This is a genomic window from Mycobacterium sp. AT1, from assembly GCF_002043095.1.
Lineage (GTDB): Bacteria > Actinomycetota > Actinomycetes > Mycobacteriales > Mycobacteriaceae > Mycobacterium.
Genome location: NZ_MVOC01000022.1, coordinates 73,825 through 94,348, shown reverse-complemented (window position 1 = coordinate 94,348; position 20,524 = coordinate 73,825). Strand labels below are relative to the sequence as shown.

General features: G+C 67.6%; 24 protein-coding genes and 2 tRNA genes. 10 read left to right on the top strand and 16 right to left on the bottom strand.

The window, feature by feature from the left end; all coding sequences use genetic code 11:
• Positions 1–4: 4 nt before the first annotated feature.
• The 5 genes from B1790_RS11215 to B1790_RS11195 are packed head-to-tail and all read right to left on the bottom strand — an operon-like array spanning position 5 to position 6,017.
• On the bottom strand, positions 5–817 hold the full coding sequence (locus tag B1790_RS11215; protein ID WP_079923278.1) for a CoA ester lyase: 813 nt from the start codon (positions 815–817) through the stop codon (positions 5–7).
• Positions 817–1,317, bottom strand: coding sequence for a MaoC family dehydratase (locus B1790_RS11210; RefSeq protein ID WP_079923277.1), 501 nt, complete (start codon positions 1,315–1,317; stop codon positions 817–819). The genes B1790_RS11215 and B1790_RS11210 overlap by 1 nt, the downstream gene beginning before the upstream one ends.
• Positions 1,314–2,474 (bottom strand): acyl-CoA dehydrogenase family protein, encoded by a 1,161-nt coding sequence (locus B1790_RS11205; RefSeq protein WP_079923276.1) that lies wholly within the window; start codon positions 2,472–2,474, stop codon positions 1,314–1,316. Before B1790_RS11205 ends, B1790_RS11210 begins: the two co-directional genes overlap by 4 nt.
• The gene (locus B1790_RS11200; RefSeq protein ID WP_079923275.1) at positions 2,471–4,462 is read right to left on the bottom strand and encodes a biotin carboxylase N-terminal domain-containing protein; all 1,992 of its coding nucleotides are present in this window, start codon (positions 4,460–4,462) and stop codon (positions 2,471–2,473) included. The genes B1790_RS11205 and B1790_RS11200 overlap by 4 nt, the downstream gene beginning before the upstream one ends.
• 4 nt (positions 4,463–4,466) lie before the next feature.
• Positions 4,467–6,017, bottom strand: coding sequence for a carboxyl transferase domain-containing protein (locus B1790_RS11195; protein ID WP_079923274.1), 1,551 nt, complete (start codon positions 6,015–6,017; stop codon positions 4,467–4,469).
• 88 nt (positions 6,018–6,105) lie between these two features.
• Here B1790_RS11195 and B1790_RS11190 point away from each other — a divergent pair, with 88 nt between their 5' ends.
• Positions 6,106–6,705, top strand: a complete 600-nt coding sequence (locus tag B1790_RS11190) for a TetR/AcrR family transcriptional regulator (protein WP_079923273.1) — start codon at positions 6,106–6,108, stop codon at positions 6,703–6,705.
• Here the strand turns inward: B1790_RS11190 and B1790_RS34990 are convergent.
• Together B1790_RS34990 and B1790_RS11185 are read right to left on the bottom strand one after the other, a co-directional pair.
• Positions 6,702–6,857 (bottom strand): DUF6131 family protein, encoded by a 156-nt coding sequence (locus B1790_RS34990; RefSeq protein ID WP_185934602.1) that lies wholly within the window; start codon positions 6,855–6,857, stop codon positions 6,702–6,704. The genes B1790_RS11190 and B1790_RS34990 overlap by 4 nt on opposite strands.
• Before the next feature lie 23 nt (positions 6,858–6,880).
• Positions 6,881–7,108 carry a hypothetical protein gene (locus B1790_RS11185; protein WP_198951979.1) on the bottom strand — a complete coding sequence of 76 codons (228 nt, stop codon included), beginning with the start codon at positions 7,106–7,108 and terminating at the stop codon, positions 6,881–6,883.
• A gap of 121 nt (positions 7,109–7,229) precedes the next feature.
• On the opposite strand from B1790_RS11185, the gene B1790_RS11180 reads away from it, so the two are divergent.
• Entirely contained in the window at positions 7,230–7,994 is a 765-nt protein-coding gene (locus tag B1790_RS11180; RefSeq protein WP_079923329.1) for an MmpS family transport accessory protein, read from the top strand.
• Positions 7,995–8,004: 10 nt separating this feature from the next.
• Here the strand turns inward: B1790_RS11180 and B1790_RS11175 are convergent, their stop codons facing one another.
• Positions 8,005–9,318 carry an MFS transporter gene (locus tag B1790_RS11175; RefSeq protein WP_079923272.1) on the bottom strand — a complete coding sequence of 438 codons (1,314 nt, stop codon included), beginning with the start codon at positions 9,316–9,318 and terminating at the stop codon, positions 8,005–8,007.
• A gap of 33 nt (positions 9,319–9,351) precedes the next feature.
• Here B1790_RS11175 and cmrA point away from each other — a divergent pair, with 33 nt between their 5' ends.
• Positions 9,352–10,158 (top strand): mycolate reductase, encoded by an 807-nt coding sequence (cmrA, locus tag B1790_RS11170; RefSeq protein WP_079923271.1) that lies wholly within the window; start codon positions 9,352–9,354, stop codon positions 10,156–10,158.
• Positions 10,159–10,163: 5 nt separating this feature from the next.
• On the opposite strand, the gene B1790_RS11165 is transcribed toward cmrA, so the two are convergent.
• Entirely contained in the window at positions 10,164–11,756 is a 1,593-nt protein-coding gene (locus B1790_RS11165) for a helicase HerA-like domain-containing protein (RefSeq protein WP_079923270.1), read from the bottom strand.
• 91 nt (positions 11,757–11,847) lie between these two features.
• Here B1790_RS11165 and orn point away from each other — a divergent pair, with 91 nt between their 5' ends.
• Entirely contained in the window at positions 11,848–12,495 is a 648-nt protein-coding gene (gene orn, locus B1790_RS11160; RefSeq protein ID WP_079923269.1) for an oligoribonuclease, read from the top strand.
• Positions 12,496–12,535: 40 nt separating this feature from the next.
• A tRNA-His gene (locus B1790_RS11155) sits at positions 12,536–12,608 on the top strand.
• A gap of 61 nt (positions 12,609–12,669) precedes the next feature.
• On the opposite strand, the gene B1790_RS11150 is transcribed toward B1790_RS11155, so the two are convergent.
• Complete coding sequence (locus B1790_RS11150; RefSeq protein WP_079923268.1) at positions 12,670–13,128, bottom strand: cupin domain-containing protein; 459 nt, start codon at positions 13,126–13,128, stop codon at positions 12,670–12,672.
• A gap of 50 nt (positions 13,129–13,178) precedes the next feature.
• Here B1790_RS11150 and B1790_RS35845 point away from each other — a divergent pair, with 50 nt between their 5' ends.
• Together B1790_RS35845 and B1790_RS11140 are read left to right on the top strand one after the other, a co-directional pair.
• A complete protein-coding gene (locus tag B1790_RS35845) occupies positions 13,179–13,598 on the top strand; it encodes a DUF2510 domain-containing protein (RefSeq protein ID WP_369832333.1) in 420 nt (139 codons plus the stop codon).
• 56 nt (positions 13,599–13,654) lie between these two features.
• A complete protein-coding gene (locus B1790_RS11140) occupies positions 13,655–14,176 on the top strand; it encodes a class I SAM-dependent methyltransferase (protein WP_233165058.1) in 522 nt (173 codons plus the stop codon).
• On the opposite strand, the gene B1790_RS11135 is transcribed toward B1790_RS11140, so the two are convergent.
• The 3 genes from B1790_RS11135 to B1790_RS11125 all read right to left on the bottom strand — a co-directional run bounded on the left by B1790_RS11135 (position 14,177) and on the right by B1790_RS11125 (position 16,890).
• Positions 14,177–14,542: a hypothetical protein gene (locus B1790_RS11135; RefSeq protein WP_079923267.1), complete on the bottom strand. Its 366-nt coding sequence runs from the start codon at positions 14,540–14,542 to the stop codon at positions 14,177–14,179. It lies immediately after the preceding gene.
• Positions 14,543–14,559: 17 nt separating this feature from the next.
• Positions 14,560–15,360 (bottom strand): Fic family protein, encoded by an 801-nt coding sequence (locus tag B1790_RS11130; protein WP_233165057.1) that lies wholly within the window; start codon positions 15,358–15,360, stop codon positions 14,560–14,562.
• Positions 15,361–15,666: 306 nt separating this feature from the next.
• Complete coding sequence (locus B1790_RS11125) at positions 15,667–16,890, bottom strand: Ig-like domain-containing protein (protein ID WP_079923326.1); 1,224 nt, start codon at positions 16,888–16,890, stop codon at positions 15,667–15,669.
• Between the two features lie 158 nt (positions 16,891–17,048).
• Between B1790_RS11125 and B1790_RS11120 the strand changes: the two genes are divergently transcribed.
• Positions 17,049–17,124, top strand: a tRNA-Lys gene (locus B1790_RS11120).
• A 570-nt stretch (positions 17,125–17,694) separates the two neighbouring features.
• Positions 17,695–17,865, top strand: coding sequence for a hypothetical protein (locus B1790_RS34985; protein WP_198951978.1), 171 nt, complete (start codon positions 17,695–17,697; stop codon positions 17,863–17,865).
• Positions 17,866–17,871: 6 nt separating this feature from the next.
• Here the strand turns inward: B1790_RS34985 and B1790_RS11115 are convergent, their stop codons facing one another.
• Positions 17,872–18,099: a DUF3618 domain-containing protein gene (locus tag B1790_RS11115; protein WP_079923266.1), complete on the bottom strand. Its 228-nt coding sequence runs from the start codon at positions 18,097–18,099 to the stop codon at positions 17,872–17,874.
• Positions 18,100–18,193: 94 nt separating this feature from the next.
• Between B1790_RS11115 and bcp the strand changes: the two genes are divergently transcribed.
• Complete coding sequence (bcp, locus tag B1790_RS11110; protein WP_079923265.1) at positions 18,194–18,667, top strand: thioredoxin-dependent thiol peroxidase; 474 nt, start codon at positions 18,194–18,196, stop codon at positions 18,665–18,667.
• Here bcp and B1790_RS11105 read toward each other — a convergent pair.
• Positions 18,664–20,001 carry a dipeptidase gene (locus B1790_RS11105; RefSeq protein ID WP_079923264.1) on the bottom strand — a complete coding sequence of 446 codons (1,338 nt, stop codon included), beginning with the start codon at positions 19,999–20,001 and terminating at the stop codon, positions 18,664–18,666. The two genes, bcp and B1790_RS11105, sit on opposite strands and share 4 nt — an antisense overlap.
• 98 nt (positions 20,002–20,099) lie before the next feature.
• Complete coding sequence (locus B1790_RS11100; protein ID WP_079923263.1) at positions 20,100–20,492, bottom strand: holo-ACP synthase; 393 nt, start codon at positions 20,490–20,492, stop codon at positions 20,100–20,102.
• Between the last annotated feature and the right edge of the window lie 32 nt (positions 20,493–20,524).

The window sequence follows — 20,524 nt, the reverse complement described above, 5'->3', positions numbered from 1 at the left end:
GCGCTCAGTCTCTCGGCGCGAGCGCCACGATGCGCCGTGCGCGCCGCAGCACCGGCATGTCCACCATCTGACCGTCGAACTGGAAGACGCCGCGCTCCGAACGGGAGACGTCCAAAACTGTTCGCGCCCAGCGCACCTGGTCGTCGGTCGGCGTGTAACCGGCTCTGATCACCGCGACCTGCGTCGGGTGGATCGCCACCTTTGCGTCGAACCCGACGGCGACGGCGTCTTCGGTCTCGGCACGCAACCCGTCGAGGTCACCGATGTCGAGGTAGACCGAATCCAGCGCCATCTTGCCGTACGCCTTGGCGGCCAGAAGGCATTGGGAGCGAACGTGGGTGGCGACGTCGCGGTAGCTCCCGTCGGCGTGGCGGTTCGACGTGCCACCAAGTACGGCGAAGAGGTCCTCGGCGCCCCACATCACGGCGACGGTGTTGTCGACCCGCGCCGTCTCGGATACCGCGAGCGCCCCCAGCGGAGTCTCCACGAGCACGACGACGTCCAGCGGCGCCAGCGACCGCACCTGATCGGCGGTCTCGGTCTTGGCGAGCATCACCGTGGTGTACTCGGTCGACAGCAGCGCGTCGAGGTCGCGCTGGTGGTCGGGGGTCCCGACGGGGTTGACCCGCACGACGGTGCGGGCGGGATCGAGGCGGGTCGCCAGCAGCGCCGCCCGGGCAGCCTCACGGTCGTGTGCGGCGACGCCGTCCTCCAGATCGAGAATCACGACGTCGGCGGCCGCGGCGGCCTTGGCGAAGCGTTCTGGCCGATCGGCCGGGCAGAACAGCCACCCGGGCCCGTTGTCACCGAGGCGCATCAGGACTCCTCCACGTTCTCGTCGGCAGGACGCTTGCGCACCATGGTCTTTCGCGACGCCGTGGCGACTACGTCACCGTGCTGGTTGCGTCCGGTGTGCGCGAAGGTGACGATGCCCTCCCCCGGGCGGCTCTTCGACTCCCGCTTGTCGACGACCTCGCTCTCCGCGTAGAGGGTGTCGCCGTGGAACAGCGGCTTGGGGAACGCCACGTCGCCGAACCCGAGATTGCCGACGATCGTGCCCTGCGTCAGCTGGGCGACCGACAGACCCACCAGGGTGGAGAGCGTGAACATCGAGTTGACCAACCGCTGGTGGAACGGCGGCTGTGCGTCGGCGAACGCGGCGTCGAGGTGCAGCGCCTGGGTGTTCATGGTCAGCGTGGTGAAGAGGACGTTGTCCGCCTCGGTGATGGTGCGCCCGGGCCGGTGCTGATACAACACGCCGGTCTCGAACTCTTCGAACCACAGCCCGCGCTGGACGACGACGCGCTTGTCGCTCACAGGCCCGCCTCGCGGGCGATCAGCATCAGCTGCACCTCCGTCGTGCCCTCGCCGATCTCGAGGATCTTGCTGTCCCGGTAGTGCCGCGCGACGGGGTACTCGTTCATGAAACCGTAGCCGCCGAACACCTGGGTGGCGTCGCGGGCGTTGTCCATCGCGGCCTCGCTGGCGACGAGCTTGGCCACCGCGGCGGCCTTCTTGAAGGGCTTGCCGGACAACATGAGTGCGGCCGCGTCGTAGTAGGCGGTGCGGGCAACGTGGGCGCGCACCTCCATGCGCGCGATCTTGAACCCGATGGCCTGGTAGGTCCCGATCGCGGCGCCGAACGCCTGCCGCTCCTTGGCGTACTTGACGCATTCGTCGACGCAGCCTTGGGCGACACCCACCGACAGCGCGGCGATCGCGATGCGGCCCTCGTCGAGGATGCGCAGGAAGTTCGCGTACCCGCGGCCCTGCTCCCCCAGCAGGTTCTCCTGCGGAACGCGGACGGCGTCGAAGCTCAGCGGGTGCGTGTCGGAGGCGTTCCAGCCCACCTTGTCGTAGGCGGGCTCGGCGGTGAAACCCTCGGTGGGCACCGGTACCAGGATCGACGAGATCTGCTTGCGACCGTCGACGTCGCCGGTGACCGCGGTGACCGTCACCAGCTTGGTGATGTCGGTTCCGGAATTGGTGATGAACTGCTTGGAGCCGTTGATCACCCAGTGACCGTCGTCCAGCTTCGCGGTGGTCTTGGTGGCCCCCGCATCGGTGCCACCGCCCGCCTCAGTCAGGCCGAACGCGCCGAGCGCCTTGCCGGATGCCAACAGCGGCAGCCATTCCTGCCTTTGTGCGTCGTTTCCGAAGCGGTACACCGGCATCGCGCCGAGCGACACCCCGGCCTCGAGCGTGATCGCGACGCTCTGGTCGACCTTTCCGAGTTCCTCCAGTGCCAGACACAGGGCGAAGTAGTCGCCGCCCATGCCGCCGTATTCCTCGGGGAACGGCAGCCCGAACAGGCCCATGTCGGCCATGCCCGCGACGACCTCGTAGGGGAACGAGTGCTCCTTGTCGTGCTTTGCCGACACGGGGGCGACGACGGTGCGCGCGAAGTCGCGGACCGTCTTGGCCAGCTGCTCGTAGTGATCCGGAAGTGTTCCGGTGGACAAGAATTCGCTCATGTCTGGGGCCTTTCGACGGTTGCGGTGATTCGGGCCATCGGTTGGCCCACCTTGACTTGGTCGCCGACGGCGACGAGTAGTTCGACCACGCCGTCGACTGGTGCCGACAGCGCATGTTCCATCTTCATGGCCTCGACGGTGACGACGACGTCGCCCGCGGCGACCGCCGCCCCGTCCTCGACTCCCACCGCGACAACCGATCCCGGCATGGGACTGACGAGTTCGGCGTCGCCCGCGTGTGCGGCGTCGGCCCGCACCGGCGCCTCGCGCACCTCCTCGACCGCAACCGTGCGCCCGCCGCCGGCCAGCCAGATCACGCCGTCCGAGGCCGCGACCACGTACTGCGAGCGCAACCCGTCCAGGGTGACGGTGAGCACGCGACCGTCGAGACTTGCTGCCATCGAACGGGTTTCGCCCTCCTCGATCCGGGCCGTCGCCCGCTGCAGAGTGCCGCAAACGTGCACGTGCTCGGTACGCCCGCCCGCCCGCAGCCGGATCGTCGTCGGCGCACGGACACCGGTGCGCCAACCCGACGGGACCGCCCACAGGTCGCCCGGTGCGGCCGGCCAGCGGGACAGCCAGCGGTACGCCGCGGCGGCGACGAACTCGTCGTCGGTGGCCCCGACGCCGACGTAGTCGGGTGTCCGCCGGTCGAGCAGACCGGTGTCGAGCCGGCCGGCCGCCACGTCCGGATCCGCGAGCAGGAAGCGCAGGAAGTCCACGTTCGTGGTCACACCGAGCACCGCCGTTTCGGCCAGCGCCTTGTCCAACGCGGCGAGTGCGGCGGGACGGTCCTCGGCGTAGGTGATGACCTTCGCGAGCATCGGGTCGTAGTCGCTGCCGACGACAGTGCCGGCCCGGATGCCCGAATCGATCCGCGCGGAGGATGATTCGAGAACGTCGAGCACCGTTCCCCCGGTCGGCAGGAAGTCGCGGGCTGGGTCCTCGGCGTACACGCGGGCCTCGACGGCATGCCCCGTCATGACCACGTCGTCCTGACCGAGCGGCAGCGTGCCGCCCGCGGCGATGCACACCTGCAGCTCGACGAGGTCGACACCCGTGACGAGTTCGGTGACGGGGTGCTCGACCTGCAGCCGGGTGTTCATCTCCATGAAGAAGAACTCGTCGGGCCGGTCGGCGGAGACGATGAACTCGACGGTGCCTGCACCCGAATAGTCGACGCTACGGGCGGTGTCGCACGCCGCCGCACCGATGCGCGCCCTGGTCGCCGCGTCCAACAGCGGTGACGGCGCCTCCTCGATCACCTTCTGGTGGCGCCGTTGCAGGCTGCACTCGCGCTCCCCGAAGTGGACGACGTTGCCGTCACCGTCGGCGACTATCTGCACCTCGATATGCCTGGGATTCAACACGAATCGCTCGAGGAACAGGGTGTCGTCACCGAACGCCGACGCCGCCTCACGCCGCGCGGACACCAGCGCGGCAGGCAATTCGGACGCGTCGTGCACCACCCGCATGCCCTTGCCGCCACCGCCCGCGGACGGCTTGACCAAGACCGGGAATCCGACGTCACCGGCACCGGCGATCAGATCCTCGTCGGTCAGCCCGGGTCGCGAGATGCCGGGGACGACGGGCACGCCAAACTTCGAGACCGCAGCCTTGGCGGCGATCTTGTCGCCCATGGTCTGGATCGCGCCGACCGGCGGCCCGATGAACGCGATGCCCGCCGCCCCGAGTGCGGCGGCGAATTCGGCGTTCTCCGAGAGGAATCCGTATCCGGGGTGGACGGCTTGGGCGCCGGTGCGCTGAGCGGCCCGCACCACCGCCGCGATGTCGAGATAGCTCTGCCGGGCGGGTGCCGGGCCGAGCCGAACCGCGACGTCGGCCTCGGCGACGTGGCGCGCCGCGGCGTCGGCGTCGCTGTAGACGGCCACGGAGCGAATTCCCATGGCCCGCAGGGTGCGAATGACGCGCACGGCGATCTCGCCGCGATTGGCGACCAGGACGGTCGTAAAACTCTCGAGGGTCATTCCGTCACATCCTGAATACGCCGTAGGAGACCGGTTCCAGCGGCGCCTGAGCGACCACCGAGAGCGCCAGCCCGACAACGGTTCTGGTGTCCGCGGGATCAATCACGCCGTCGTCCCACAGCCGCGCGGTGGAGTAGTAGGGGTTGCCCTGATGCTCGTACTGCTCGCGGATCGGCGCCTTGAAGGCCTCCTCCTCGTCGGGCGTCATGTCACCACGCACGGTCGCCAGTACCGACGCGGCCTGTTCACCGCCCATCACCGAGATCCGCGCGTTCGGCCACATCCACAGGAAGCGCGGCGAATACGCCCGCCCACACATCGAGTAGTTCCCTGCGCCGTAGGAACCGCCGATCACGACGGTGAGCTTGGGCACCCGCGCGCAGGCGACGGCCGTCACCATCTTGGCGCCGTGCTTGGCGATGCCGCCCGCCTCGTAGTCGCGGCCCACCATGAAGCCGGCGATGTTCTGCAGGAACAGCAGCGGTACGGACCGCTTGTCGCACAGCTCGATGAAATGTGCTCCCTTGACCGCGGATTCGCCGAACAGCACGCCGTTGTTGGCGACGATGCCGACGGGGTGGCCGTGGATGCGGGCGAAGCCGGTGACCAGCGTCGTGCCGTATTCGGCCTTGAACTCGGCGAAGTCGCCACCGTCGACGAGGCGGGTGACCACCTCGTGGACGTCGTAGGGCGTGCGGGGGTCGGTGGGCACCACGTCGTACAGCTCGGTCTGGTCGGCGACGGCTTCGACGGTCGGGGTGACCTCCCACGGCGTCGGCGTGCGCGGACCCAACGTGTCCACGATGCGGCGCACGATCCGCAGCGCGTCGCGATCGTCGTTCGCCAAATGGTCGGTCACACCGGAAACCTTGGAGTGAAGGTCTCCTCCCCCGAGCTCCTCGGCGGTGACCACCTCGCCGGTGGCGGCCTTCACCAACGGTGGACCACCGAGGAAGATCGTGCCCTGGTTGCGGACGATGACGGCCTCGTCGCTCATGGCGGGGACGTAGGCGCCACCCGCCGTGCACGAGCCGAGCACCGCCGCGATCTGCGGGATGCCCTTGGCGCTCATATTGGCCTGGTTGAAGAAGATTCGGCCGAAGTGCTCGCGGTCTGGGAACACCTCGTCCTGGCGCGGAAGGAAGGCGCCACCGGAGTCGACGAGATAGAGGCATGGCAACCGGTTCTGCGCCGCAATCTCTTGTGCACGAAGGTGTTTCTTGACGGTGATCGGGTAGTAGGTGCCGCCCTTGACCGTCGCGTCGTTGGCTACGATCATGCATTCCCGGCCCGACACTCGGCCGATACCCGCGATCATCCCCGCCCCGGGACATTCGTCGTCGTACATCCCGTCGGCCGCCAGCGGCGCCAGCTCCAGGAACGGGCTTCCGGGGTCGAGCAAGGAGAACACCCGGTCGCGCGGCAACAGCTTGCCCCTGCTCACGTGGCGTTCCCGGGAGCGTTCCGAACCGCCGAGTGCGGCGGTCGCGAGCTTCTCGCGCAGTTCCGCCACCAACGTCAGATGCTGGTCACGATGGGTCGTCTGCGTGGGCAATGGCCGATCCGTCCGTTGGTTAACCGTCACTAACTGATGCTACGTTAGTGATCATTAACTGAGAAGTGCAACCGGCAAGGGAGGAACGGTGGCTACGGCGAAGACGTCGACGACGCAGCGCAGTCAGGCGAAATCCGACCGCCGATCTCAACTGATCGCCGCCGCCGAGCGGCTCATCGCCGAGCACGGCTTCCTCGGCGTCCGCCTCGAGGACATCGGCGCCGCGGCCGGAGTGTCGGGACCCGCGATCTACCGGCACTTCCCCAACAAGGAAGCGCTACTCGTCGAACTCCTCGTCGGCATCAGCACCCGGCTGCTCGCCGGCGCCACCGAGGTCGTGGCCGATGCCGAACACACCGACGCGCTCGACGGATTGGTCGACTTCCACCTCGACTTCGTGTTCACCGAGCCCGATCTGATCCGGATTCAGGATCGCGACTTGGCGCAGCTTCCTGCCGCGGCCATGCGCCAGGTGCGCCGCGCACAGCGGCAGTACGTCGAAATATGGGTCGACGTTCTCCGCGCACTCGACGACGACCTGGACGAAGACGACGCGCGGCTGATGGCGCACGCCGCATTCGGGCTACTCAACTCGACCCCACACAGCGTCCGGCCGGGCACGGTCCGCGACTCGTCACGGGCGATCCTGCGGGCCATGACCCTGGCAGCGCTCACCCGTCGTCGCTAGTACCAGACGCGCCTGCCGCCGACCGCATGGCCCAGCGCGCCGAGCAGCCAGAACACTGCGCCGATGACCAGGGCGACGACGCCGACATAGGTCAACACCGGCATGCCGAAGAACAGGCCGAGGACCACGAGAATGACACCAATAGCGATCATGGCTACTCCTTGGTGGCTGAGCCCTACTGGCTGGGCTGCGGGACGTTGATGTTGCAATCGGCCACCTTCGGGTTGGCGCCCGCGTAGTTCAGCGGCCCCGCGACCACCGTCAAGGCAATCGTTCCTGCTGTGGCACAACTGGTTTCAGAAGCCTTGAAGTAGTCGCGCTGATAGGCGGCGAACACGCCGATCAGCAGCCACACGAGAAGGATCGTGCCGATGATTCCGCTGCCTCGCATGTGAACCTCCATGTCGCTGACCGCCCGTGCGGCGTCGCGACCGGTTTACCCGTCCGACAATTGCGGTAAACCCCGCGCCTTGGCCAGCGAGGCCCCGCCGCCAGCGCAGGTACCCTGCAGACATGAGGTGGAGATGACGGATCCATCGCGCCGCGACGGGCGGGACCAGGAACATCCCGGCACCTACAACTACCCCGCCATTCCCGGCTCGACGTACGGCCAGCAGCCGTACCAAACTTCCGGTGGGACGGCTTACGACAAGCACCGGCCCACCGAGCAGCTGCCCGCGTACTCGCCGTACGGGTACGACGCCTACGCGACCGGGCAATACGGGCCCCCCGGCGGAGTGCCACCCGAGCCACCCAAGCCGGACGGACCCAACCCTCGGCGATGGTTGTGGGCCCTGGCGGGAATCGTGCTGTTCGTCGTACTCGGAATGGTGATCGGCCTCGTCATCGTCGACAGCTCGCACCAGGACACCCTCGTCGCGCCGCCCCAGACACCCATCCAACCGACCGCGACCAGACCGTCGACGACCACGCCGACGCCCGCCACCACCCAAACCCCGACCACCACGCCGACGACGCCAAGCGTCGTCCCGCCGACCACGCCGAACAACTCGAACGACACCCACACCGTCGTCTACTCGGTCGCAGGCCAGGGCCGGGCCATCAGCATCCTGTACCTCGACAGCGGCGGAGTACTGCAGACCGAGTTCAACGTCATGCTGCCGTGGCAGAAGGAAGTTCAGCTGGCCGGAGCGGCCAACAGTTCCGCCAGCGTCAGCATCGTCAACGTCGGCCGGAAACTCACCTGCTCCATCACCATCGACGGCACCGAGACCCAGCAGAACACCGGGACCGGCCTGACGTTGTGTACGGCGCTGGGCTCCCGTTAGGCCGCTCTCGTTAGGCGGAGACCCGCGGCACGCGGACGAAGAGAATCGCCACCAGCCCCATCGCCAAGACGGTGACCAGCCCGCCCATCCCGGCGCGGTCGGTGCCGAACACCGTGATGAACGTGGTGAAGAGGATCGGGGCCAGGAACGTCGCCGCCCGCCCCGTCGTGGTGTACAGCCCGAACGCCGCACCTTCCTTGCCCTCGACCGACATTCGCAGCATCGTCGTCCGCGCCGACGACTGGACGGGCCCGATGAAGAGGCACAGCAGCAGCCCGCACACCCAGAACGCCGAAGGCCCGTGCAGCGTCATCATCACCAGGGCGACGACGATCATCGCGACGAGCGACCCGACGATGATCGGCTTGGACCCGATGCGGTCGTCGAGCAGACCGCCCAACACCGCTCCCGTCGCCGCGACGACCAGCGCGCACATGCCGAAGAGCACCACGTCGGCGCCCGAGACCCCGTACGCCGAGACACCCAGCACTGCACCAAAGGTGAAGATGCCGGTCAAACCGTCGCGGAAGACCGCGCTCGCCGCGAGGTAGTACACGACGTTGCGGTCCCTGTCCCACTGGTCCCTTAGGTCGGCCCACAGCTTCCGGTAGGCCCAGAGCAACCCCGGCGAGGAGGTCGGGGCTTCGAGCACCGGCATCCTGGTGCGGGTGCCGACCAACAACGGCAGCGCGAACAGGGCGAACCAGCCCGCCGCGACCAGCACCACCAACCGCGCAGGCCATCCCTCGTGCGTCGACACCCCGAACAGTCCGCGGGTGTCGCCGTCACCGCCGCCCATGAAACCGAAGTACGCCACCAGCAACAGCAGGACGCTCCCGAAATACCCTGACGCCGCGCCAAATCCGGACACCCGGCCCGACGTGTCCGGCGTCGACAGCTCCCGCAGCATGGCGTTGTAGGGCACCGTCGCCAGATCACTGCACGCCGCCGTCAGCGCCAGCAGCACCAGGCCCAGCCAGAGGTAGTGGTAGTCGGGACGAATCTGACTCATCGACGCCGTCAGCACGATGACGACGCCGGTAAGAACCGCCAGCACGGTCCGCCTGCGATGCGCGGCGTCGACCCAGATCCCCGTGACCGGGGCGAGCGTGGCGACCGCCAGCCCGGCGGCGAACAACGCCCACCCGAGCCACGCCGTCGGCGTCGTGCTGCCCGGCAGGCCTGCTCCGACCTCACCGGTCAGGTACACCGAGAAGACGAACGTGATGACGATCGCGTTGACTCCGGTTGCGCCGCAGTCCCACAACGCCCACGCGACGACGGGGAACCGCCCCGCGGTCCGAGTACCCGCGGGGTTGGTCATGAACGCACTCTATTGGTACCTACGATTGGGCCCATGTCCGTACCTGCTCCCAGTCCCGACGCGCGCGCCGTCGTCACCGGCGCCTCGCAGAACATCGGTGAGGCTCTGGCCACCGAGCTCGCCGCCCGAGGACACCACCTGATCATCACCGCCCGCCGCGGCGACGTGCTCACCGCGCTCGCGACCACCTTGACCGAGCGCTACGGCGTCACCGTCGAGGTCCGGCCCGTCGACCTGGTCGACCCCGCGGCGCGGGCCGAATTCTGCGCCGAACTCGCGCAGCGCAACATCTCCATCCTGTGCGCGAACGCCGGCACGGCGACCTTCGGCCCCGTCGCGAAGCTCGACGTCGACGGCGAGCAGGCCCAGGTCCAACTCAACGTCCTCGGCGTCCACGATCTGGTGCTCGCCGTCCTGCCCGGCATGGTCGAGCGCCGCGCAGGCGGCATCCTCATCTCCGGTTCGGCGGCGGGCAACTCACCGATCCCGAACAACGCGACCTACGCAGCGTCCAAGGCGTTCGTCAACACGTTCAGCGAATCGCTGCGCGGCGAGGTGAAGTCCCTCGGCATTCACGTCACCGTGCTGGCACCGGGACCGGTGCGCACCGAACTGCCGAATCCCGACGAGCAGTCCCTCGTCGAGAAGTTGATCCCCGACTTCCTGTGGATCTCCACCGAGCACACCGCGAAGCTGTCGCTCGACGGGCTGGAACACAACAAGATGCGCGTCGTCCCCGGGGTGACGTCCAAGGCGATGTCGGTGGCCAGCGGCTACGCCCCGCGATCCATCGTCACGCCGATCGTCGGCGCGGTCTACAAGAAGCTCGGCGGCGAGTAACTCGCTCAGCGTCGCCGGCGCCTGCGGGTGCCGGTACCGAACATGCTGCGGGTGATCTCCCGCCCGGCGACCGTGGCCGCGGACCGGATGAAGCTCTTGAACGCGGAGCTGTGGATCACTTCGTCGACGAAGCTCGGGCCCTCCGGCGGGGGTGAGCCGACCGGGCCCGGGTCCCACCCCAGTCCACCGTCGAGGGGCGGTGGAAGCGGTGGCGGTAGCGGCTGAGGCTTTTCGGGTGGGGCCAGCTTGTTGTTGAGCCGCTCGTAGGCAGACTCGCGGTCGACGGTCTGCCCGTATTCGACCTGCAGCGGCGACGCCTTGGCCGCGGCACTGATGGCGTCGGGACCGATGGTGTCCATCAACGAGCGCGGCGCCCGCATCCTGGTCCACGCCACCGGGGTCGGCGCACCATTCTCGGACAGCACGGTCACGATCGCCTCCCCCGTTCCCAGCGACGTCAACGCCTCCTCGAGGTCGTAGACGTCCGTCTTCGGGTAGGTGCGCACCGTCTTCGACAGCGCCTTCTGATCGTCGGGGGTGAACGCGCGCAGCGCGTGCTGAACGCGGGCGCCGAGCTGAGACAACACGTCGTTGGGCACGTCGGTCGGCAACTGGGTGCAGAAGAACACCCCGACGCCCTTGGAACGGATGAGCTTCACGGTCTGCTCGACTTGGGCGAGGAACGCCTTCGACGCGTCGTCGAACAACAGGTGCGCCTCGTCGAAGAAGAACACCAGCTTCGGCTTCTCGACGTCACCGACCTCCGGCAACGAGGTGAACAGATCGGCGAGCACCCACATCAGGAACGTGGAGAACATCACCGGCCTGGCCGCCTGCGCGCCCAGCTCGAGCAGGGTGATGACGCCGCGCCCTTGGTCGTCGACGCGCATCAGGTCGTCGGGCTCCAGTTCTGGCTCGCCGAAGAAGGTGTCGGCACCCTCGGCCTCGAGGTTGACCAGGGCGCGCAGGATGACCCCGGCGGTGGTCGTCGACACCGCGCCGAGCGCCTTCAGTTCGGGCTTGCCCTCGTCGCTGGTGAGGAACTGGATCACCGAACGCAGGTCCTTGACGTCGAGCAGCGACAAGCCCTTCTGGTCGGCCCAGTGGAAGATCAGGCCGAGCGTCGACTCTTGAGTTGTGTTGAGCCCCAACACCTTCGACAGCAGAATCGGACCGAAGCTGGTGATGGTGGCTCGCACCGGAACCCCGACCCCCGAGGATCCCAACGACAGGAACTCGACAGGAAACGCGGTCGGCGTCCAGCTGTCGCCGGTGTCGGCACCACGCTGGGTGACCTTGTCCCCCGGCGTACCGGGACGGGACAACCCCGAGAGGTCTCCCTTGACGTCGGCCATCACCACCGGCACCCCGGCCGCCGAGAGCTGTTCGGCCATGAGCTGCAGCGACTTCGTCTTGCCGGTGCCCGTCGCCCCCGCGACCAGACCGTGCCGGTTGACGGTCGACAGCGGGATCCGCACCCGCGCGGCCGGGTCGGCGACGCCGTCGACCACCACGGAGCCGAGCTCCAGAGCCGGCCCGTCGACGGCATAACCAGCGGCGATGCGCTGTGCGGGGGTGGAGGTCGCGTCGTCGCTCATGCCGGCGACACTACTGGCCGCGGAGCGATCGGGAGGGCTCTAAACGGGCCTGGGCAGCCGCCGTCGGCCTGTGCGAATACTGTTGACCGCTGTGCGTGACGAACTGGTGTGGATTGACTGTGAGATGACGGGGCTCGACCTCAAGGCCGACCGTCTCATCGAAATCGCTGTGTTGGTGACAGACGGCGAGCTCAACCTCCTCGGCGACGGCCTCGACGTGGTCATCCACGCCGAGGACGAGGCGCTGGACGGCATGGTCGAGGTGGTCGCGACGATGCACCGCAAGTCGGGCCTCACCGAGGAGGTGCGCGCGTCCACGATCGACGTGGCAGAAGCCGAGAAGATGGTCTTGGACTACATCCGAGGGCACGTCAAGCAGCCCAACACCGCGCCGCTGGCGGGTAATTCGATCGGGACCGACCGCGGCTTCATCGCCAGGGACATGCCCGCACTCGACGACTTCCTGCACTACCGCATGATCGACGTCAGCTCGATCAAGGAACTGTGCCGACGCTGGTACCCGCGCATCTACTTCGGACAGCCGGAAAAGGGCCTCGCACACCGCGCGCTCGCCGACATCCACGAGTCGATTCGCGAGTTGAAGTACTACCGCAGCACCGCCTTCGTCCCCGCCCCCGGGCCGTCGACCAGCGACATTGCCGCCGTTGCCGCCGAACTCGGACCCCCCACCGACGACGCGCGGACAACCGATTCGGACACAGCCACCCCGACCGGCTAAGATCGACAACACCGCGGAGCCTTCGGGCAAGGCGGACATGGTGGCTGTAGTTCAGTTGGTAGAGCACCAGGTTGTGATCCTGGCTGTCGCGGGTTCGAGTCCCGTCAGTCACCCAGCAGGTGGGAGGGCGTTTACGCCCTCCCACCTCTTTGGTTTCGGGGTGTGTGGTCCGACTTAGAGCGCGTACAACGCCGGCAGGTTCACGACGATCGCCTCCTGGCTGCTACGCGCAATCACCAGTTCCGCCGGCGTGGTCGGGTCGGGATTCTCCTCGCGGTGCGGCAGATGCGGCGGGACGAAGACGTAGTCGCCGGGATTGGTGCGCACCCGAACCTCGCGTTCCCCGTCCAGAAACACGAATTCGGGATGTCCGCTGCGGATGAAGATCATGGTCTCGGAGTCGCCGTGATGGTGGTTGGCCGAGACCGTGCCCGGCATCGCCAGCGTCTCCCCCATCCACAGCTTCTCGCTGCCGACGGTGGACGCGCTGAGCGCCGCGAAGCGCTGCATGCCGTCTGTCTGTGTCGTGGTCGCGTCGAGTTCGGTTGACTTGATGTGGCGCACCCGGTTTCGCGGCGGGCGCTGCGCGGCGTCGTCCGGGAAGTCGGGATGAAAACCGTCGGGCTCGGCCATGCACTCGACCGTAGCCCTCGTCGAACGCCGGCCAACGCGATAATGCTTCGGTGCCCGCCTCCACCTCCGAAACCCGGCTCGTTCCCGGCGCCTACGACGGCGTGTTCCACGCCATCTGCCATGCCGCCACGTCCAGCGGAATGACCGTGACACTCGCCGACCCCGCTGCCGGGGTGATCCAGATGTCCACGAGCATGGGCTTGGCGACGTGGGGCGAAAACCTCGCCGCGCACCTGCGACCCCTGCCCACGGGAGTGGAGGTCACCCTGTCGTCGGCCCTGAAGTTCGGCCTCGTCGACTGGGGCAAGAACCGCCAGAACATCGAAACGCTGTTCGGCGTCATCGCCCGACCGCCCGCCGGAGCCTGGCATCCCGACCCGTCGGGGCGGCACGAACTGCGGTGGTGGGACGGCATCCGCTGGACCGACGCGGTCAGCGACCGCGGTCAGATCAGCGCGGACGTGCAGTGATGCATTGGTCGCAGATCCATGGCTGGTTTGGCTGGCGTGACCTGCAGGAGGAGGCCGTGGCGACCTTCGCAGACGGCAGCACGTTCGTCGAGGTGGGGTCCTACCTCGGCCGCAGCTTGTGTTCGCTCGCCGAGGTGGTCGGTGAGTCGACACGCGACTTCACCGTGGTCGGCGTCGACTATTGCCAAGGCAGTGGGCGTGAAGGCACCGCGGACAAGGACTCCCATGCCGCCGCCGTCGCCGACGGTGGCGGCACCCTCGCCGGGCAGTTGCACCGCAACGTCATCGCGTGTGGTTTCGCCGACCGGGTGCACCTCTTGGTCAGCCCGTCGCCAGCGGCTGCCGCGCTCTTCGCCGACGGCTCGTTGGCCTGGGTGCACCTCGACGCCCGCCACGAATACGACAGCGTGCTCGCCGACATAGACGGTTGGCTGCCGAAGGTGGCGCCGGGAGGCTGGTTGTCCGGGGACGACTACGACGAGCAATGGTGGCCGGGAGTGGTTGCGGCGGTAGGAGATCGGCTGCCCGACGCCCAGGAGTGCTCTACCCGGCAGTGGCGGTGGGTGAAGCCGCGCTGATCACCCGTCCAACTGGACCCGCACCGACACCGCACCGCGGTCGCTTCGGGTGGCCACCGCGTGGCCGGTGCGATCGCGCCCGTCGAGCCCGACGAGGGTAACCGCGCCGCCCTCGCCGAGGAAGTTGCGCCACCAACTCTTCTTGTCGGGCATCCCGACCCAGATGGTGATCGAATCGCCGGAGCGGCGGTAGTTGACCGGGATCTCGAACGTCTTGCCGGACTTGCGCCCGACGTAGCGGATCTCGACGAGTCCGCGACGTACCAGACCGCCCAGGATGGGCAGCTTCATCGTCGCCACCGCCACCTTGTTGACGGTGCGGACGAACGCGTTGTCCGAGAAGCCTGGTTTACCCTGCTGCGCCATTGCACCGACTCTAGTGATCAGCTCCTGCGCCCGGCGCGTTCGGCAAAGGCGTCGAGCGCGGCGAGCACCTCGGGCGACCGCCACATCCGGTTACGTGGCCCGCTGGTGCTCGCGACGAGGATTCCCGCCTCGGTGAGCGGGTTGAGGTAGCGGTGAGCGTTGGTGGACTCGATGCCCAACTCCCGAGCCAGCAGCGCCGCGTTGACGACCGGACGGCGGGTCAACAAGTCGGCGACCTTCCACATCGCCGAATCCGAACGTGCCGTGATCGCGCCGTTCCAGGAGTTGCGGATCTCTCGAAGGTCGGCGATCAACCGCCGCCCGTTGGCGATGGCATCGAATGTGGCCTGCGTGAGGCTCTCCACGATCGGAGCGGCGCCTCCGTCGCGATAGCTGGTCAACGCGGCGAAGTAGGCACTGGTGTCGGCCAGCAGCCCCGCCGAGACCGGCACCGTCACCTGGCGCGTCAAGCCCTTGTTCCGAAGTAGGGCTTGCACCAAGGCACGGCCCGTGCGGCCGTTCCCGTCGGTGAACGGATGAATGGTCTCGAACTGCGCATGGCCCACCGCGATCTGCGCCAGCGCGGGAACGTCGGTGCGCTGCGAGAAAGCGACGAGGTCACTGATCGCACCGGGAATCAGGTCGTGGCGGGGGCCGACGAACGTCGCACCGATGGGAGTGGAACCACCGCCGATCCACACCGGCTCGGTGCGAAACTCACCCGGTGTGTGCCGCGGCTCGTTGACCATCAACGCACGGTGCATCGCCAAGATGGCGTCGGCGTCCACGCGATCGGACAGGGCAAGGGCAGCCTGCATCGCAGCGGTGTTGGCGACGCGGTCAGGTTCTCGATTTGGGAGCTCGCGGCTGACTCCGACCGCAGCAGCACGGCGCCGAACGGAGCGATCTCACCGCCCAGTTCGGAGTCGAATCGGGCAATCTCGCGACTGGCGGACTCGGCGTGTGCAGCCACCGGCGACGGCAAGTCCGTACCAGGTCGGCGATGCTTGCCGGCACAGCCGGGTGACAGGTGCCGTACCTGGGCAGCACTTCGCCTGCGACAAGTGAAGTCACAGCTCCAGACTGACTTCACTTAGCGGCCGACCGACCACCCGAGCCCCGGCTTAAACGTTGGCGTTGCCGGCCTTCCACTGCTCCCACGGCACGTTCCAGTCGCCGAGGCCGTCGGTGCCAGGAAGCGTGCTCCCGACGGTGTTGGAGACCAGGACCAAATCACCCCGCTTGGTGTTCTCGTAGAACCACTTCGCGTTGCTGGTACTGACGTTGAGACAGCCGTGGCTGACGTTGCTGTAGCCCTGGCTGCCGACCGACCACGGCGCGGCGTGCACGTAGATCCCGCTGTAGGACATCTGCGTGGCGTAGTCGACCTCCGTGCGGTAGCCGTTCGGGGAGTTCGACGGCACGCCATAGGTCGAGGAATCCATCACCATGTGCGAAAGCCGGTCTCCGATGATGTACGTCCCGTTGTCGGTCGGGGTGCTGCTCTTGCCCATCGAGATGGGCATGGTCTTGACGACCTCGCCGTTGCGGCGAACCGTCAGCGTCTTGGTGTTGTCGTCCGCGGTCGCGATCACCTCGTCGCCGATCGTGAAACGGGACGCGACGTTCTCCTGACCGAACAGGCCGTCACCGAGATTCACGCCGTAGGTGTTCACCGCAACGTCGACTGCCGTACCCGGCTTCCAATACGCCTCTGGACGCCACCGCACCTCGCGGTTGCTCAGCCAGTAGAACGCACCCTCCACCGGAGGATTGGTCGTGATCGTGATGGCCTTCTCCGCGGCGAGACGGTTCGGCACGTTCTCGTCGAACCGGATGGCGATGGGTTGACCGACGCCGACGACGTCGCCGTCATTGGGCAACAAGTATGGCCGCGTCAGGTTTTCGGGCGAGTGCGTCTGGAACGTCATCGACCGGCTCGTCACACCGCCGAGCCCCAGCGACTGCGCGCTCAACGTGTACTTCTTGTTGTAGCCGAGCGGCTCGGTGGTGATCCACCGCAGGCCGTCTGGGCTCAGTCGGCCCGAGACGGTGGCGCCGGCGTCGTTGGTCATCGTGACCGAGCCGAGGACACCGTCCTCCGCGCTGACCGTCACGGGCGAGTCGACCGTCACACCAACCGCGCCGTCCTTCACCGAGGCGGTGAGCTTGGGCACCAGGAGATCACCAAACGGCGTTCCCTTGTCGTCGATCGCCTGGGGCTGCGGAGGTGGCGCGGGCGTGCCGTTGCAGGCGCTGACGCCGAATACGACCGCGGGAACCATCACCATGGCCACCAGCCAGCTGCTCATCCGACGCGGGCGAGTCGCCAATTTGGCCTGCGACATGCTCATACACCTTCCAACACGATTCACGAGGTATTCCCACCGATCTGCCAGCAGTCTAGGGGAGGCGGGCGACACGGGGGTGATCGTCGCAACGGGTCGACGCTCGTCGGCCATTCCGATTTCATCCTGCGCCCCGGGACTGTTATCGTCTTCCACGCGCGCCGTTAGCTCAGTTGGTAGAGCAGCTGACTCTTAATCAGCGGGTCCGGGGTTCGAAACCCTGACGGCGCACCACACGAATCGGGTCGGCAACGGCCCGATTCCTTGGTTTTAAGGGCATGTCGCCGGTGCCGCCCTGCATGCCGACGGGCCCCGCACGGCCGTCGTCCGCCGATCACAATTCCCAACAATGGGAATCCCGTGCACGCAATTTCAGCACTCACCGTCGACCGCCGGACAAATGGCGCCCGCGTCGGCCGTGACGCAGTTTCGTCGCCACTCGAGGAATGCGGATGCGGTCACGCGAGTGGCCGGCCGTCACTGAACAGCAGGTCAGCGGACGGGCCGGGGCGCAGGGGAATCGTTGGTTGCACGCATTCCTCGAGCCCCGATAGCGAGGAACGCCATATCGAATTAACTAGGAGCTACCTCGAACAAGCATCTGACGTGTGCTGAATTCACCGGTCATGATCAAATTTCGGGACACGATTGAATCGAAACTCATCGCCCCGACCGCCCCAACCTGCACAAACAGATCGGATACGACCTGTGCCTCGCTGGGCAGACCTGCTACGATCCTGTTAGCTGCATCCGGATGGGCGTGCGATCGCCCCGATTTCCGAGAAAGTTACGAGGTCTTAGCTGATGTCGACCGCAGGTGCGGCCCCACCGATCGCCTCGTCAACCGTCCAGGTGGACGACGGCGACGAGCGGGTCGTCGCGGTCTACACCTGCAGCCGACTGGGTCTTACCGCCAATCCGCCAGGATTTTCGTTCCTTGACCTCTTCCGGATCGGCCGCTTCCGCCGTCGCTGACGCCCCTCAGCGGTTGGTGATCCGCCGGATCGTCAGCACCACGAAGATGGTGCCCAATGCCGCCAGCGTCATCGCGACCGCGGGCTTCTTCGCGAACTGCACCACACCCGTCTTGACGTCGTCGGCGATCCGAGCCGGGTTCGCCCGCTCGGCAAGGGCATCCACGGTGTGGGCGAGTTGTTCGCGTGCCACGTCGATGTCCTGCTTGATCTTGTCGGGATCCCGGTCGGCCACGTCAGCCCCTTCAATCGCGTTGCGGTCTTGGGGAATTACCCTAGAGCAGCCACGCGACCACATCGTGCACCGGCCGACCGAAGGGACATGACACATGCCACCCACCCCACGCCTCGCGGTGGGCGACGAGGCCCCCGCCTTCAGCCTGCCCGACGCCGACGGCAACACCGTCTCGCTCGGTGACTTCGCCGGACGCAAGCTCGTCGTGTACTTCTACCCCGCCGCGTCCACGCCCGGCTGCACAAAGCAGGCCTGCGACTTCCGCGACAGCCTTGCCGAATTGAACGAGGCAGGACTCGACGTCGTCGGCATCTCCCCCGACAAGCCCGAAAAGCTCGCCAAGTTCCGCGACGCCGAGGGGTTGACGTTCCCGCTGCTGTCCGATCCCGACCGCACGGTGCTCACCGCGTGGGGCGCCTTCGGCGAGAAGTCCATGTACGGCAAGACGGTTCAGGGCGTCATCCGGTCGACGTTCGTCGTCGACGAGAAGGGCAAGATCGAGGTGGCCCAGTACAACGTGAAGGCCACCGGTCACGTCGCGAAGCTGCGCCGCGACATAGCGGTCTAGCGGTCGGCCGACCCGAGCGCCTCCAGCAGCAGCGCCTCCGACGTCGCCGCCCGCTCCAGCACCCCGAGATCAAGGCTCTCGTCGATGCTGTGGGCCTGCGTCGCCGGGTCCTCGACGCCGGTGACGAGGATCTTGGCCTCGGGGAAGGCGGCCGCGAACTCGGCGATGAAGGGAATCGACCCGCCGACGCCCATGTCGACTGGATCGGTGCCCCAGGCCTGCCGGAACGCCGCGCGGGCCGCGTCGTAGACCGGGCCCGCCGCGTCGATGGCGTACGGCTGCCCCAGATCGCCAGGGGTGACGGTGACCTTGGCGCCCCACGGCGCCTTCTGCTCGAGGTGGCGGGTCAGCGCCTCGAGATGGCGCCGGGCGTCACCGCCGGGTGCGACGCGCATGCTGACCTTGGCGCGGGCGCTCGGGATCAAGGTGTTCGACGACTTCTCGATGGACGTCGTGTCGAGGCCGATGACCGTGATCGCCGGCTTGGCCCACAACCGGTCGGCGACCGAACCCGTCCCAATCTGGGTGACACCGTCGAGCATGCCGGTCTCCTCGCGCACCTGCTCGTCCGAATACTCCACGTCGGCGGCCGAACCCGCGTGCAAGCCCTCGACCGCGACGTTGCCGTCGTCGTCGTGCAGGCTGGCCAGCAGGCGCACCAGAACGCTCAACGCGTCGGGGACGACGCCGCCCCACATCCCCGAGTGCAGACCATGGTCGAGCGTGGCGACCTCGACGATGCAGTCGGCAAGCCCGCGCAGTGACACCGTGAGCGACGGGATCTCGGTCGTCCAGTTCATCGAGTCGGCAATGACGATGACGTCGGCGGCCAGCAGATCGCGGTGAGCGGCGAGCAAGGCACCCAGGGACGGCGATCCCGACTCCTCCTCCCCCTCCACGAACACCGTGACGCCCACCGGCAGGTCGCCGCCGAAGGCGCGGATCGCGGCGAGGTGCGTGGCGATGCCCGCCTTGTCGTCGGCGGTGCCGCGACCGTAGAGCCGGCCGTCGCGCTCGGTGGGTTCGAACGGCGCCGAGGCCCACTTGGACACGTCGCCCTCGGGTTGCACGTCGTGGTGGGCGTACAGCAGAACCGTCGGCGCTCCCTCGGGTGCCGGCCGGCGCGCGATGACCGCAGGAGCACCGCCCTCGCTGACGGTGCGGACGTCGTCGAAACCGGCCTCCGACAACAACTTCGACACCATCTCGGCCGTGCGGTGCACCTCGTCGCGCCGGCCGTGGTCGGCCCAGACCGACTCGATGCGGACGAGGGCTTCGAGGTCGGCGCGCACCGAGGGCAGCACCGACTGGACGCGGGAGACGATATCGCTCATGAGGTCGAGCGTAGTGCCCCGCCCCTCTCCGCGAGCAGACGCAAATGGCCCTCATTCGCTGGGAATGAGGGCCTTTTGCGTCTGCTCGCGGGAGAGGGTTAAGCGGACTCCAGGATGGCCACCGCAGCGGCGGTGTCGCCGTCGTGGGTCAGCGACACGTGAATGGTGATGTCCTTCAGGTGCTCGGCGATGTCGCCGGACAACCGCACCTTCGGCCGACCCCACATGTCGGTGACCACCTCGATGTCGCGGTGGATGTCCTCGGGCAGCACGGGTCGCTTGGAGAACCGCGACCCCGACCACGCCTTGATCACGGCCTCCTTGGCCGCCCACCGGGCCGCCAGGTGCCGCGCCGCCGACGAACTCTTGTCGGCGGCGTCTCGCCTCTCACCGGGGGTGAACGTCTCGGCGAACACGGTGCCCGGTTGGTCGACCTGCTCGGCGAATTCCGATATGGAGACCAGGTCGATGCCGACCCCGACGATGCTCATGCCAGGAACGCTAGCTGAGCCCGCCGGAGCTT